This window comes from Euryarchaeota archaeon, from assembly GCA_016207515.1.
Classification (GTDB): Archaea; Thermoplasmatota; SW-10-69-26; order JACQPN01; family JACQPN01; genus JACQPN01.
Genome location: JACQPN010000025.1, coordinates 280,306 through 293,648, shown reverse-complemented (window position 1 = coordinate 293,648; position 13,343 = coordinate 280,306). Strand labels below are relative to the sequence as shown.

Sequence of the window (13,343 nt, the reverse complement as noted above, 5' to 3'; positions counted from 1 at the left end):
AAAAAGGGGGGGAGCGCCCGAGGCTCGAAACGCCCCGGGCGTCCATGTGGTGCGACTAGTCTACCACTTGCGGCGGATCCTCGGAAGGATCGCCTGCGCCGCGACCACCACTCCAAGACCGATGGTCGTGTAGAGGTAGATCGACGGCGGCGGCGGCGTCTGCAACGTGATCGTCCGCGTCGAGAAGTGGCTCAACGTGACGATCGCCTGCAGGCCCACTTCGCCTTCGGTGGTTATCAGCCAGTACTTGTCCGCGTCGGGTTTCAAGGCGTCCTGGTAGTTCGAGGCCCGTGAGACGACCTTGCCGTCGACCAGGAGTTCCGCTTCGCCCTTGATGAGGCCGGAGACGGTCTCTCGGTCGAGCGAGATGACGATCGACTTGCCGACCTGGCTCGCGCTGTCGACAAGTATCTCGATCTTCTCGGCGGAGGCGACCTTCGTCACCGCGGCCACGTTCGCGTAGTAGTTCACGTTCGCGGTGGCCGTGGCGCTCGTCGCGGCGTTCGTGTCCACGATGACCTGGCCCAGGAGCTGGCCCTTGGCTATCGCCTCGGCCTGCGCCTGTTGCTCCGCGGCCGTGAGTTCCGCCTCAAAGCCCGAGAAGGCCTTGAAGATGACCTGGCTTCCCGCCGCCAGGTTCGCGGTGATCTCACCCTGCGCAGAGGCGGCCGTGTTGAAGCTCGACCCGGCAGCGGCACCGCCCTCGGCCTTCGTGAGGATGAGGGCGCCGACGAAATCGGACGAGGTCAACATCAAGACACCGCTCGCGGCGGATCGCGCCTGGATGTTCGAGCCCAAGTCGAAGTTCGCTGTCGTCTGCGCGGTCGCCGTGATCTTCATCACGGCGCTCGAGGTGTCGAACGCTTCCAGGACCGCCTGCTCGTTTGTGAACCTTATCGAGTTCGCGCTCGATGCAGAGGCCTGGGCGAAGGCCGAGGATCCGACCTTCACCGCGTCAAACACGTTGGTCGTCGCCGCGGAGACGTCCGCCTTGGACTTGGTCGCGACCGTGTAGTCCAGGATGAGCCCGGCGTCGGGCTTTGCGACCATGCTCACGATGGAGCCGGTGGCCGCGCCGCCGTAGCCTGCCTTGAACGACCCGAAGACGTCGAGGGCCGCTTTCGCCCTGGCATCGGCTTCCAGTTTGCTGGTCACGACGACCTTGCTTGCGACGTTGGCCGCAAGGTTCGGCAACGACGTGATTATCTGGGTCTGTCCCTGGAGGTTCGTCTGGACGAAGTACTTCGCGCCCGCGGAAGCGCTTGCCGCGGCACTTGCGGCCGCGAACACTTCCGCAGCGGTCGAGGCCTGGGTCGCCGCTTGACCGTTGACGCTCACGAGTATGTCGCTCGCGGACGCGGCCGGTAGCGACGGCCTGTCGGCCGTGAGCACGACCGCGGTCGCCTGTTGGACCTTGCCCGTGACGTCGACTTGCACGGTGCCCCTGTGCGATGCTGCCGCGTTCACGGCGGCGTCCACCGAGCTCGTGTAGTCCACGTTCGCGGACGAGACGGCGTTGGCCACGATGCCTACGTTGACTTCGCTGGCGACCTGCCCTGCCGCGACGGCCTTCGCGATTATCTCCGCGTTGACCTTGGCCTGGGCCTCGGCCGAACCGCGGAAGATGATCGACTCGCCGGCCGCAAGCCGCGCTTCGACGGCGGCCTTTGCGTCGGCGGCGGCGTTCGTGTCGAGCTTCGACGTCGAAGCGGCCGAACCGTCGGCCTTCGCGATGAACAGGTACCCGAGCGTACCCTTGGGGCCGTCGATCCTTGCGACAGTGTCGCTGATCGCCGTCGCCGAAACGTCGCTGCCGAGCGTCCACCGCGTCGTGGTCGCGGCCTTCGCCTCGGCCACGATGGACGAGTAAACGGCGTCGGTGAACGTCGCGCTTGCGACGATGCTGCTTGCGACACTCGTGTCCATGTTGGCGGCCGAGGCGCCCGAGGCACCTGCGGACGCGGCGCTCGTCACGGACGCCGTGGCGTCCGCGGCGGCGTGGGCCGCGAAGTCGATCTTGGCGAAGATCTCGGTCGAGGAGCGCACGTCGGAGTAGGACTCCACGTTCGCGTCGCCCTTGGCCTCGCTTGCAAAGAAGCTGTCGAAGGACCCGATCACTTGGCCGGAGCCTTCGGCGCTTGTCTGGAGGTTGCCGAGCACGTTGAACGAGCCCTGTACTTGCGAGGTGACGCCCAGTTGGGCATCAAGTTGTGCCAGGGTCTTCGCCGCGACCGAGGCGTCCGGGACGCTCGCGATCGTGATGGTGGATGCCGAGGCCCTCGTCGCCGTCGAGGCGAGTACGAGTACCCGGCCTTCCGACGTCGTCGCATAGTAGCTTTCCGCGCTACCCGCGGCCTTCGTGTTGACCTCGGCCGGCGTGTTCACGCGCGTCGCGAGGGCACCGTTCACGTAGACGGCGACGTTCGAGGCGCTCTGGGCCGGGACGTTGACGTAGTCAAGGTCATAAGCGAGCGAGTACCCGCCGCTTGCCGCCGCACTGGCGGCTGCCGCAGCGTTCGCGGCCGCCTTCACCTGTGTGGTGACGCGGTTCTCGACTTTCGCCTCGGTCTTTGCAGAGGCGGAGGAGAAGTAGTTCGCGTTCGCAAGGAGGCTTGCCCCGCTCGAGAACTCCGTCGTCGCTTCGCCGGCAAGGCGCGCGGAGGCTATCGCTTCCACGACTGCTTGGTTGTACGAGGAGACGTCGGCGCTTCCCGAGTATTCGGAGTTCGCCCTGAAGATGAGTTGCGTGTCGGACTTCAAGGTGGCCTTCGCCTGGGAACTCGTCGTCGCGGCGATGCTCGAGCCGCTCGCGACGCTAGCCTCACCCTTGGCGGAGACGAGCACGATGGCGCCGCTCACGGCGCCCGCGGCCGAGGATTGGACATCCACGATGTTCGCGGAGGCCCTCTTGTTGAAGGTGACCCCGGCGGGTGCGTCGAAGGTGACCTCCTGGTCGGCCGACCCTGTGGCCTTGATCACGAGCAACGAGTTGACGTTGTCAGTGACCGAGATTAGGGCGTCAGCGCTTTTCAGGGTGACGGAGGAAGTACCTGCGCCCTGGATCTTCGAAGTCGGGACGAAGCCGGCGATCTTCACGTCGGTGAAGAGTTCGGCCGAGGCGCTTGTTTCGCCGCTTGAGGCGACCGTGAAGCTTTGAAGGACGGTGTCTTTCAAGGCTGGGTCGGTGGTGGATTCGACCACCGTCGTCGACACAATCGATCCTTCGGCCTGTCCGGAGCCGGTGGCACCTTCAACAGGTGCCACGTCGAACGTTCCGACGGACTTGGCTTGGGTAGCTGCTGACGTTGCGGATGATAGACCACCCTGGGCTTCTGCAAAAGGCAGTGCGTATGGCGCGACAAAGGAGAGCGCCAGAAGGATGATCAAAACCCGTGCTTTGTTCTGTGTTCGTGTTCCGGATGGCATGGTTGTCCCTGCCCGAACCAGAGAGGGAACGCGCGTGATAAGAGAATTCCTAAAGAACTCAAAGTGGTTATTTGTTGCATTTCAAGCGCGCTATCGTATATGTCAATGCTATATGAATTGGTTAGAAGTCTTAGTGTTTTCCGCTACTTATCCGACCCGCAACGTCCGGTTTGGCCAAACTGCCAAGTGGGCGGCCGTCGGCTAGGCCCGCTTCGCCGTGAGCCAGGGCGCGTAATTGACCCCGGGCCCGACGCGGTCCGCGCCCGGGGCGCCCGGTAGCGCTTCCGTCCCCGGCGCACTCGCGACCGGACCGCTTGCCGCGCCCCACCAGTTGTTCGACGCGTCCAGTTGGTCCTGCGCGGCCGTCGCCGCACCCGGATCGACGGCGATATCCCGGACGACCGCGAACAGGCGATGGCCCTCGAAGTTGTTCTGCTGTACGACGGCGGTCCCGTTGAGGATGGCGACACCGTTGTCGTTTCCAAGAAAATCGTTCCCGACCAACGAGGCCGAGCCGCCGTCCACGGCCACCCCGGCCCCCGATTGGCGGATATCCGTCGCCGAGCCGTCGCCGTTCGATTGGATCCTATTCCCCTCGACGCGCGTCTCGGTCGTGCAATCCTTGAGGTAGACGCCGGCCCTTCGGTTGCCCTCGATGGTGTTTCCCGTGACAAGGCCTTTCGTCGCTACCAACGCGACACCTGCTTGTGACGTGCCCCGGACGGTGTTCCCCCTCATTTCCACGTTCGCGTTCTCGGCACCGATGCCGACCGCTGCCGTCACGATCATGTTTCCCACGACGGCGAGCTGGCCGCCGCGCACCGCAATCGCGGCCTCCACTCCACTGAGGCCCGCGGAGACGGTGTTCCCCGACACCTCACCGGTAACGCGTTCGAAGAGGAGGGCGAACCCGGGGGCTTCCACCCGGTTTCCAGTGAACGTCGCCACCGCGTCATGCCAATAGACGGCTGGAAGCGAGGTGTGCACCCTTATCTCATTGTCTCGAAGCTCCGCGGCGCTCGTCACCTCCATGACGCTTACGTCAAGGGTGCTCGCCGTGATCGTGGCAGTCTGGGAACGGATGTAAAGCGACGGGTAGACTGCGCCGCCGGTGATGCGGACGTGATCGAGCTCAAGCGTCGATCCAGGGTAGGCGGTGAGCCGGAAAAGGTTCGTGATGGCGGCGTTGCGGACCACGAGGGCACCTCGGACCTCCACGACCCCGTTTACGACCACCGCCGGATCGGAATTGAGCCGAAGCGCCCCACCGTCCACTTCGTAACGGCTCCCCGCGGGGATCGAAAGGATGCCGGTCCTGAGGACGACCTCCTCGTTCGAATGCGACTCATCCCCGGCGACGACAGTCTCCGTGGGAGGCGCCGTGAGGCAGCCTGAAAGACCGGCGAGGGCGAGCATGAGGACGATTGCCGCGCTTCGGGCCGTTTCCACATAGGCAAAGAGGCCCACACCTTGAAAAAGTACGCCCCGACTAACCCTGGGTCTTCTTGTGGATCGCGTCGACGACGCGCTTGACGCCCGTCGCGTCGAGAAGCAGGAAAAGCCTGCCGTTCTGCGTGATGCCGAGGTCGAGGGTGCTTCCCACCGCCCAGACCCGCTCGGCGCCAGGAGTGCTCCCGAGGAACGTGTATTTCATGAGGGGCTCCCACCCGGCGGAGGCGATCGTTGGGACCCCGTAGTCGACCTCGAAGCCCAGGAAATTGTAGAACGTCTTGAGGTACGTGCCGGTGGCGACATTGATGAGCTCCTTCAACGCAGATTGTTCGAGCGGGCCGAGGGTCCGCGTCGTCCCGGGTTTCTTGCCTTGCATGAGGTCGGCGACCTCCCTGGCGCTTTCCTCCGGGAACGCTATCAACATCGCTCCCCGGATGTCGCCTTGTAGCTTCGTCGCGGCACCGGCGATCCCAAGACCCGTGACGCCAAGGGCAGTCGCCAGTTCGCGCGCCGGCACCTCGTAGGTCTGGGAAGTCACGTGCGTCGTTCGACGCCCGGTGAGCTTTGCGATCGACGCAGACGTCGCTCCGGCGCTCATTTCGCCGATCTCTTTCAGCGCGTCGCGCTCCATCGCCGAGAGTTCCACGACAAGGCAATCGGGACGAGGGCGGATAGCCCTTTCGCTAGGTCCCCGGGCCTCGCCAGGACCTCGGCGTCGATGTGGTCCTATCGGTCGGCGACGCCGATGGCCGGGATGGCCTTCACCGTGGCGGCTATCCGGTCCGCAAGGCCCTCAAGCGGCACCACTTCGTCCGCTAGGCCACGGTCCCGGACGGCCCGCGGCATCCCGTCGATCGCGGACGAGGCGGCGTCCTGGCAGAGGATCCTGCCCCCGTTGGCCTTGACCGCGCTCATCCCCTTGACGCCGTCCTCCCCCATGCCGGTGAGGACGACACCGACGGTGGATCGCCCGAACGTCTTGGCCGCGGATTCGAGGGTGAGATCGGCGCGGGGGCGTAGTCCTGCGATGGGCGGCGAGTCGCTAAGACGCGCAAGGGGAACACCGCGCACGAGTTCGATGAGAAGGTGCCAGCCGCCAGGCGCTAGGAGCACGCTCGACTCGTGTATGGGCTCGGTGTCCTCGGCTTCCGCCACGGGGAGCTTCGAGACGGAATCGAGCCGGTTGGCCAGGGTCTTGGTGAGGCCGGCCGGCATGTGCTGTACTACCACGACTCCCGCGGCGAGGTCGACTGGAAGGCGCGGAACGACCGCCGTGAGGGCGTTCGGCCCGCCAGCGGACGAAGCGATGACGACGAGGCGTGTCGCGAGACCCGGTTCATCGGGGCGCGAAAGGTAGCCGGTGACGTTCCCCTTCGTTGCGGCGGCGATGACCGCATTCACGAGGTCCTCGCCCGTACGCGTCTCGGTCGCCACGTTCCTCGGTTTCTTCACAACGCCTGCGGCGCCTCGTATCTCGAACCGGTGGGCGACGGCCTTCGTCACGTCCTTCCCGGGAACCATGATGACGACAGGCCGAGGCGCCTCCGCCATTATCGCGTCAAGAAGCGCCAGCCCGTCGGTTCTTGGCATCTCGAGGTCCACGAGGACGACATCGGGTCGTAGTTTCCCGATCATCCCCATCGCGTCGCGTGCGCTTCCCGCGAGGCCGACCACCTCGACCCGGGCGGAGCGGAGAAGCTCCGCGAGGACCGTGCGCATGTAGAGTGAATCGTCGACGATGACGACGCTCACCAAGACGACCGCCTCCGCCCGCTCCGGCAAACGTCGCCTGTGGATCGCAAAGGCTCGCATGGGTCGATCATGGCCTGCTCCTAGGTCGGCTCGTTGACGTTCTGCGCCCCGCAGGAATCGCAAGTCGCGCTCACGGCTCCCGCCTCGAACATGATGGGCGCATCGCAGTTTCGGCAGCGCGCGTAGCGCGCACGCGGTGAATCGCCGGGGGGGGTCGGCCGCTCTTGCATCCGGCGTAGCGTCTCGCTCTTGAAACCGGGGGGCGTCGCGCCTTCTGCCTCAAGGTCAGACCCCTTCTTGGAAGGCGGCGTTTTCCCAAGGGCCCGTTGCACCGCCTCCGAACGCGGGCCCCGCGAGGTTGGTTCCCCTAACCCGCGTGCGGCCGCCCTTGATCGAAGCGTCATGCGAAGCAACAACGCGCCCTCGCCGCCTGCGACAAGGCCGAGACCGAGCGTCAACCAGAGGAAGAAGCTCGGCACCCCGGGAAGCACGGTCCGGATCACGACCGTCCGTTCGCTGAAATGGGGGATCGGGAACGTAAGGATGAGCGTCTCGCCATCCGTGAGGCCCCCGAGTCCAAGCGGATTCACGGCGACACCGTCGAGTTCGATGTCGAGGCCACCCACATCCATGAAGCCGGCGGGCATGATCGTCCGAAGCGTCTTTCCCCCGTTCTCCGAACTCGCGTCAACGACAAGGCGCCACGTGCCGGAGACCGTGCTCTGGTCCAATGGCTGCGCCTCGCCGGGCTCGGCGCTTATCGACAACGCCGCCCGGCTTCCCGCCCAACCGTTGGCCCCGTGGCGGCCGGTCGCTATGAAGGCGACACCCACTTCCTCCGAGTCCTCGCGCGCGAGTTCCATGATGCCGGCGTAGCGCGTGGCGCCGAGATCGGCGACCTTGTACGCGAGTAGGTACTCCGCCGCGAGCACCTCCCCCGCGCCGCTACGCTCCGGGACGATGATGAGGCGGGTCCCGTCGACCCGCAAGGTGACGCTCGGCGCGCTTCCGGAGAGGACCACGCCGGCGACGTCGGTTGTCGCGGGATTGTAGACGGAGAACCAACGGTTCTCTCCAGGAACGCCTTGGAATACGAGTCCGCCGGCCTTCGACACGGGAACTGCTCGCACCCTTCCCCCTTCCTCGGTCGCAAGCCAGGATCCAGCCGGTGCTTCCAGCGCTATTTCCCCCGTGATCGTGACTTTTTCGCTTCCCGCGACGCGGACGCGAGTACGGGAATCGGAGTGCAGGGTACCTTCAAGAAGCGCGAAGCGCCGCCACATCTCGGTCCCGTCTCTCACCACGGTCTTTTCCCCGGCCAAGAGGCCCGGCGCAGCCTCGTCCTTCTTCACGTCGCCCGCGCGAAGGTCCGCGTGGGACAGGTCCACGCTTACACCGGCCACCAAAGCCTCCTTGGGGGCCTCCGCCTCGACCTTCGTCTCGCCGACCCCTTGGCTAGCGGTCCCGTCCGCGAAGGCGGTCTCGACGCCGATGGCGTTCTCGAAACCTGTCGAAAGATCCTCTGCCGCGTCGCTTCCAAGGACGCCCGTGATCGAGCCTTGGAGGTACGAGGCGCGCCCGCCTGTTGGTTGTATGTAGTCTTCACCAGCGGCGCCGACGAGTTCCGCGTCCCGCCGCTCCTCTGTGTAGGTCTCGTCGTGAGATTCGCCCGCCGCGTACGCGGCGGAATACTCTTCGACGGTCCCTCCTTGCCCGGGTTCGTCGCCGCCGGTCCCGTCGGAGGTCCCGTTTTCGATTGTGTCGTTGCCGCCGGTTACGTCGTCGCCTTCCGTCCCGTTCCCCTGTTCCTCGACGCCTGCTGCGGTCGACACATCGAAGGTCGTCGAGAGATTGCCGCTGTTTCCGGCCTCATCGAAGGCGACGAGCGTCAAGACATGCCGGCCCGTCGAGGAGGGGACGAACCCTCCGGAGAAGAAGACGTTGTCCGACGTCACGAGCCCGATGGTGGAACGCGCTTGCTTGCCGAGGGCATCGCTGAATTCCAGGGTCCCCTCGATCCTCACGGCGCCGCTAGTCGCGTCCGAGGCGGATACATTGACGAACGCCTTTGCTCCCTGGACGGGACTCTCGGGCTCGACCGATACGTCCGACAGCGATGGGCCGACCGAATCCACCGCGGCGAAGAAACGCCCCGCAGCACTACGCACACCGGCCCCGCTCACGGCGTAAAAGACCAGCGAATGAGAGCCCTCCCCGATCGTGAGGGGGGCCTCGTACATCGTCGAAGATCCGCCGTCGAGGCTCACCATGATCCGTTCTCGCGCTCCACCGGAGAGCGTCACGGTCGGCGTCGTCCGGTACCAGCCCTCCTTCCCATCGGCCGTCGCGGGTGAAACCGTCAGGACCGGCACGTCGGGTGCTGCCGTGAGCCACGAGGCGACTTCCTGGGCGCTGCGATCGCGGATGAAGACGTTCCTTGCGTGGTCTCCGTTCCCGGGCGCGAGCGTCGAAGCTTTCGAAGTGAAGGCTACGTAGCGGCCGTTCCCGCTCACAGATGGGAACGAGGAATCGTCGTCGCTTGTTGCGTCCGATGTCGAAACGCTCACGGCCTCGGTGGTGAGGTTGTCGAGGTCGCGCACGTAGACGTCCGTGAGCCCAGCCTCGTCGACGCCGACCAGGTTACTTGCGTCCGATTCGAAAGCGACGATCCGGCCGTTGGTCGAGATGGCAGCGTTACGCGAGGCCCCATCCGCCTGGGCCTGCGACGTCGAGACCGTGACAAGGCGGGTCGTTCCCGCGGACGCGTCGCGGATGAAGATGTCGCGCGCCCGGTTGGTGTCGTCCGGCACGAGGTTCGTGGCGTCGGATTCGAACGCGACGTAGCGTCCGTCGCCGCTTATCGACGGCCTGAACGAGAAATCGTTCGCTTGCGTCCCGTCCGTCGCCACACTCGCGAGCGCCGTCGTCCCTCGGAGCCTGTCGGTCACGAAGATGCCGGGGATGTTGCTCGACCGGCCTGTGACGATGTTCGTCGCCGTCGAGCGGAAGGCCACGTAACGTCCGTCGGACGAGATCGCCGGCGCGAAACTGCCGCCGTCCGATTGCAGTCCGCCCGCCCCCACACTTATGCGCGAAACGTTCTTCGCGCCGCGGTCCACGACGAACACGTCGGAAATGCTGTTCGTATCGCCGGGCACCAGATTGGTGGCGTAGGAATAGAAGGCCACGATCTGCCCCTCGGAGGAGACGACCGGCTCGTAGGAATCCCCGTCCGCGAGCGACCCGGCGGCCGAAGCGCTTACGAGCGAGGTGGATCTTTGGGCCATGTCCCTGACGAACACGTCACGTTTTCCGTTCGAATCACCCGTCACGAGGTCCGTTGCGTTCGAGACGAAGACGACGTAGCGTCCGCCGGCACTCACCGCGGGCTGCTCCGAGACGCCATTACCGGCTTTTCCCGCGACGGTCGCGGAGACGAGGAAGTTCTGCCCCGTTTCCATGTCCCTTAGGTAGACTTGCGGGCCGGAAGCGTCCGAACCGGCGACGAGCGTCGGCTCGTAGGACGTGAAGACGAGATAGCGCCCGTCGACCGACAACGAACGGGCGCCCTCGATGAACGAGTCGAACGTGGACGCAGCACCCGTAGCGTTGAGGCTCGCGATCGCCGTCGACCGTTCGATCGATGCCGGGCTCCCCGACGGGTCGTACTCGATGATGCTACGGCGAAGAAGCCGAGTGCCGTTTGCAGCGCCTTCCGTGAAACCGCCAAAGATCGTCGCTTTCTCGCCGTCCCAGACGGCACTGGCCGCGGCGACGTCGGAAGGAAGCGAGACATCCATCACGGAGACGTCCGTTGCGGCGGGGCCGATGCGTAGGACCTCGGAAAGCGGGACCGTCGCGTTCCGGCCGCCGAAGACGTAGGCGTCGCTACCGTCGAACACGGCCGACGCGAATTGGCGGGCACTTGGGAGAGTGTTGGTAAGCGTGGACACGACCTCCGCCACCGGGTCGTACCGCAAGATGGAGGAAAGCGGCGTCTCGAAGCGCGTCACGGGGTCGGATTCGACGCCTCCGAAGACAGTCGCCCCATCGCCGTCCCAGACGGCGCTACCGTAGGAGATGGAACGCGGAAGTTTCGCGCTCGCGAGCGTCGCCTCATCGCGCGCGGGGTCGTACCGGACGATCCGGTCCCACACGGACAATCCAAGGGTACGCCCCCCGATCACGTGGGCGTGCCTTCCGTCCCAGACGGCCATGGTCCCTTCAAGCCCGGCCGGTAAGGTCGCGCCCATGATCGCGAGCGCATCCGATTGGGGATCGTAGCGCAAAATGCGTTTCTCGAGGGCACCTTGCGTCGATTCCCCGGAAAGGCCGCCGAAGATGAAGGCGTACCGGCCCGTCCACACGGCGCTCGTCGCGGCGAGTCCACGCGGAAGGACGGCCCGCATCTTCACAACGGTCCCCGTCGCCGAATCGTACTTCAGGATGTCGTCGAGGTAACCTGCCTCGTTGCGGCCTCCGAAGACGAATGCGTATTGACCATCAAAGACAGCGCTCGTGCGCTCCCGGGCGGACGGGAGTCGCGCGTCGGAGACGGACGTTAGCGCGGCGGACGCGCTCTCATCAAAGGGCCCTATTGGAGGCATGGAAACGAGGAGGACGATAAGGGCGACCAGGGCGAGGCGAAGACCCGGCCGGTGGCCATGCGGGCCTCCATGGGCGGCACGTGGGCTCAATCGAGGCCACCTCGCCGGTTCACGTTGGAGTCGCATTCCATTCCAAACCCTTCCCTGGCTTTTCCTTTCAGGTCTCCGAATTCACGTTCTGCGCCTGACAGTGGGGACATACGACGGTCGCCGCGCCTGGCGCGAAGACTATGGGCCTGGCGCATGCATTGCATCTAGCGTAGCGGGCGCGTGCCCCGGGTTGAGGCGGGCCCCCCGTGCCTTCTTGTAGTTTCTTGAGAAGCGAACTCTTGAACTCGGTATCCCCCGTCTCGCCCATAGGGGCCGAGCCCCGCGGCGTTTCGCCCAACGCACGCCGCACCGCCTCCGACCTCGCAGCCCCCGACGTCGGGGTCTGCGGCCCTTCCCCGCCAGCGCCGGGCCCCATGCCGCGTGCTGCGGCTTTCGAGCGTAGCTCCACGCCGCCCGAAGAGCCTCCCGCGGCGCCTCGTGCCGCTGCGCGGGATCGAAGCGTGCCTCTCGCCAGTATGAACGACTCGCCGCCCACGACGGCGCCCAGCGCGAGTGTCAGCCACATGAAGACGGGAGGCACGCCTGGCGTCACTGTTTTGATCTGTACAGTGCGAAGGCTGAAGTGGGGGATCCGGACCGCGAAGGAATCCGTGCCGTCCCCTTCCATCGTGGACGATGACGCAAGGCCGGCGGGCATGCCGTCGATCGTCGCTTTCGGACTGAGTTCCCCTGAAAGTTCGGTGGGTACGATGACCCTGAGGAGTTTCCCGTTCTGAGCGGCCGGCGCTTCGACCTGGATCGTCCACGCCCTCGTCGTCCCCCACAAGGCTTCCCACCAATCGGATCCGGTCGTGGTCGCGGCGACGTCTATGCTGCGGGCCCCGTTCACCCATGGAACGCCCGCACCCACGCCGACCCCAAGGTAGGCAAGGCCCAGCTCTTCCCGATCCATCCGGGCGAGTTCCATGACTTCGTCGTAAGGAGCGGCGCCGGAGGCACGTCCAAGGAGAACGTAGTGGCCGGCATCCACGGCGTCCTCGCCCGCCCAGCCCGCTGTCACCGCCAGGGCGTTGCCCGCGCGCGACACCGTAACGTCTCGAAGATCTCCTGCAAGGACCACGGACGCATATCCCCCGTCGGCGCCGCGAAGTGCTACCCACATGTTCGGGCTGGAAACGGGCCGGTGTTCGTCGGTGAACGAATCAAAAGCAAGCGATTCCACTTCGGCTCCTTCACCGAAAGCGATCTCGGCCGCCCCTGGGATTGAAAGAGTGACTACGGTCTCGAACGCGATGTCGTGGCCGGCCGCGACGGTGTTGAGGCGCAAGTCCGTGTGGCGCGTGCCCTTGAGGATCGTCGCTGTCCATCCGCCACGTCCCACGCCAAAAGTCAGGTCGGCGCTTCGCGTCGTCATGGCGGCCGCATGGTCGCCTTCGACCGGGGACAGCGCCCCCGTGATCGCTGATGAAGAGCCGTCGATCGAAACGGATTCAGGGAGCCGAACGGTCGCTATACGGCTGTCTCGCGAGACGGACGAATGGTCGAGGTCGAAATCGATCCTATCGCCAGCGGGGGAAGTCCCGGTCCAAGTGGCGGCCGCTACGCTCGCGACCATCGATAGGGAAAACAGCACGGCGATCAAGGCGGGGCGGGTCATCATATGGGCCCGGCTCCGCTCGTCTCTTCCTCGACGCCGTGGTGGATCATTCGCGCGTCCTCCTGCCGGATCGGTTTCATAAGTCGGCCGGACGCGCCGATGGTCGTTGCGGATCGCACGTCCGGGTCGTCCTGCGGAATGATCGTGGTCGGGACGAGGCGCGCCTGGGACTGTTGCGAAGACATCGCGCGCCTCGAAACCACGCCGTCCGCTTCGCCCGGCGATATCCTGTCAAGGAACACGACCTTCGGATCCGGTCGGATGAGCCGCGCGACAGCGTCCGTCGCGTCGCCGGCCTCGGCGACCGCGGCCTCTTCATGCTCGACGGAATCCAAGGCGCCCCTCGACGTCTTTCGGATCGAAAGGCTGCCCTTGCCGACCAGGTAACGTGTCAAACG

Annotated in this window: 7 protein-coding genes; all 7 read right to left on the bottom strand. The window is 65.6% G+C overall.

Annotated features, from left to right (window positions below; translation table 11 throughout):
- Window positions 1-60: 60 nt before the first annotated feature.
- The 7 genes from HY556_11975 to HY556_11945 all read right to left on the bottom strand — a co-directional run bounded on the left by HY556_11975 (window position 61) and on the right by HY556_11945 (window position 13,340).
- The gene (locus tag HY556_11975) at window positions 61-3,213 is read right to left on the bottom strand and encodes a hypothetical protein (protein ID MBI4394494.1); all 3,153 of its coding nucleotides are present in this window, start codon (window positions 3,211-3,213) and stop codon (window positions 61-63) included.
- A 414-nt stretch (window positions 3,214-3,627) separates the two neighbouring features.
- On the bottom strand, window positions 3,628-4,875 hold the full coding sequence (locus tag HY556_11970; GenBank protein ID MBI4394493.1) for a right-handed parallel beta-helix repeat-containing protein: 1,248 nt from the start codon (window positions 4,873-4,875) through the stop codon (window positions 3,628-3,630).
- A 40-nt stretch (window positions 4,876-4,915) separates the two neighbouring features.
- Window positions 4,916-5,524, bottom strand: coding sequence for a chemotaxis protein CheX (locus HY556_11965; protein ID MBI4394492.1), 609 nt, complete (start codon window positions 5,522-5,524; stop codon window positions 4,916-4,918).
- Between the two features lie 80 nt (window positions 5,525-5,604).
- Window positions 5,605-6,630 carry a response regulator gene (locus tag HY556_11960; GenBank protein MBI4394491.1) on the bottom strand — a complete coding sequence of 342 codons (1,026 nt, stop codon included), beginning with the start codon at window positions 6,628-6,630 and terminating at the stop codon, window positions 5,605-5,607.
- 80 nt (window positions 6,631-6,710) lie between these two features.
- Window positions 6,711-11,327, bottom strand: coding sequence for a PD40 domain-containing protein (locus HY556_11955; GenBank protein MBI4394490.1), 4,617 nt, complete (start codon window positions 11,325-11,327; stop codon window positions 6,711-6,713).
- 67 nt (window positions 11,328-11,394) lie between these two features.
- Complete coding sequence (locus HY556_11950) at window positions 11,395-12,948, bottom strand: hypothetical protein (protein MBI4394489.1); 1,554 nt, start codon at window positions 12,946-12,948, stop codon at window positions 11,395-11,397.
- Window positions 12,945-13,340, bottom strand: a complete 396-nt coding sequence (locus HY556_11945; protein ID MBI4394488.1) for a hypothetical protein — start codon at window positions 13,338-13,340, stop codon at window positions 12,945-12,947. Before HY556_11945 ends, HY556_11950 begins: the two co-directional genes overlap by 4 nt.
- Window positions 13,341-13,343 lie beyond the last annotated feature (3 nt).

What these genes read in the sequence shown, in the direction of transcription:
- HY556_11950 (MBI4394489.1), bottom strand. Translation starts at nt 12,948, where the DNA reads ATGATGACCCGCCCCGCCTTGATCGCCGTGCTGTTTTCCCTATCGATG.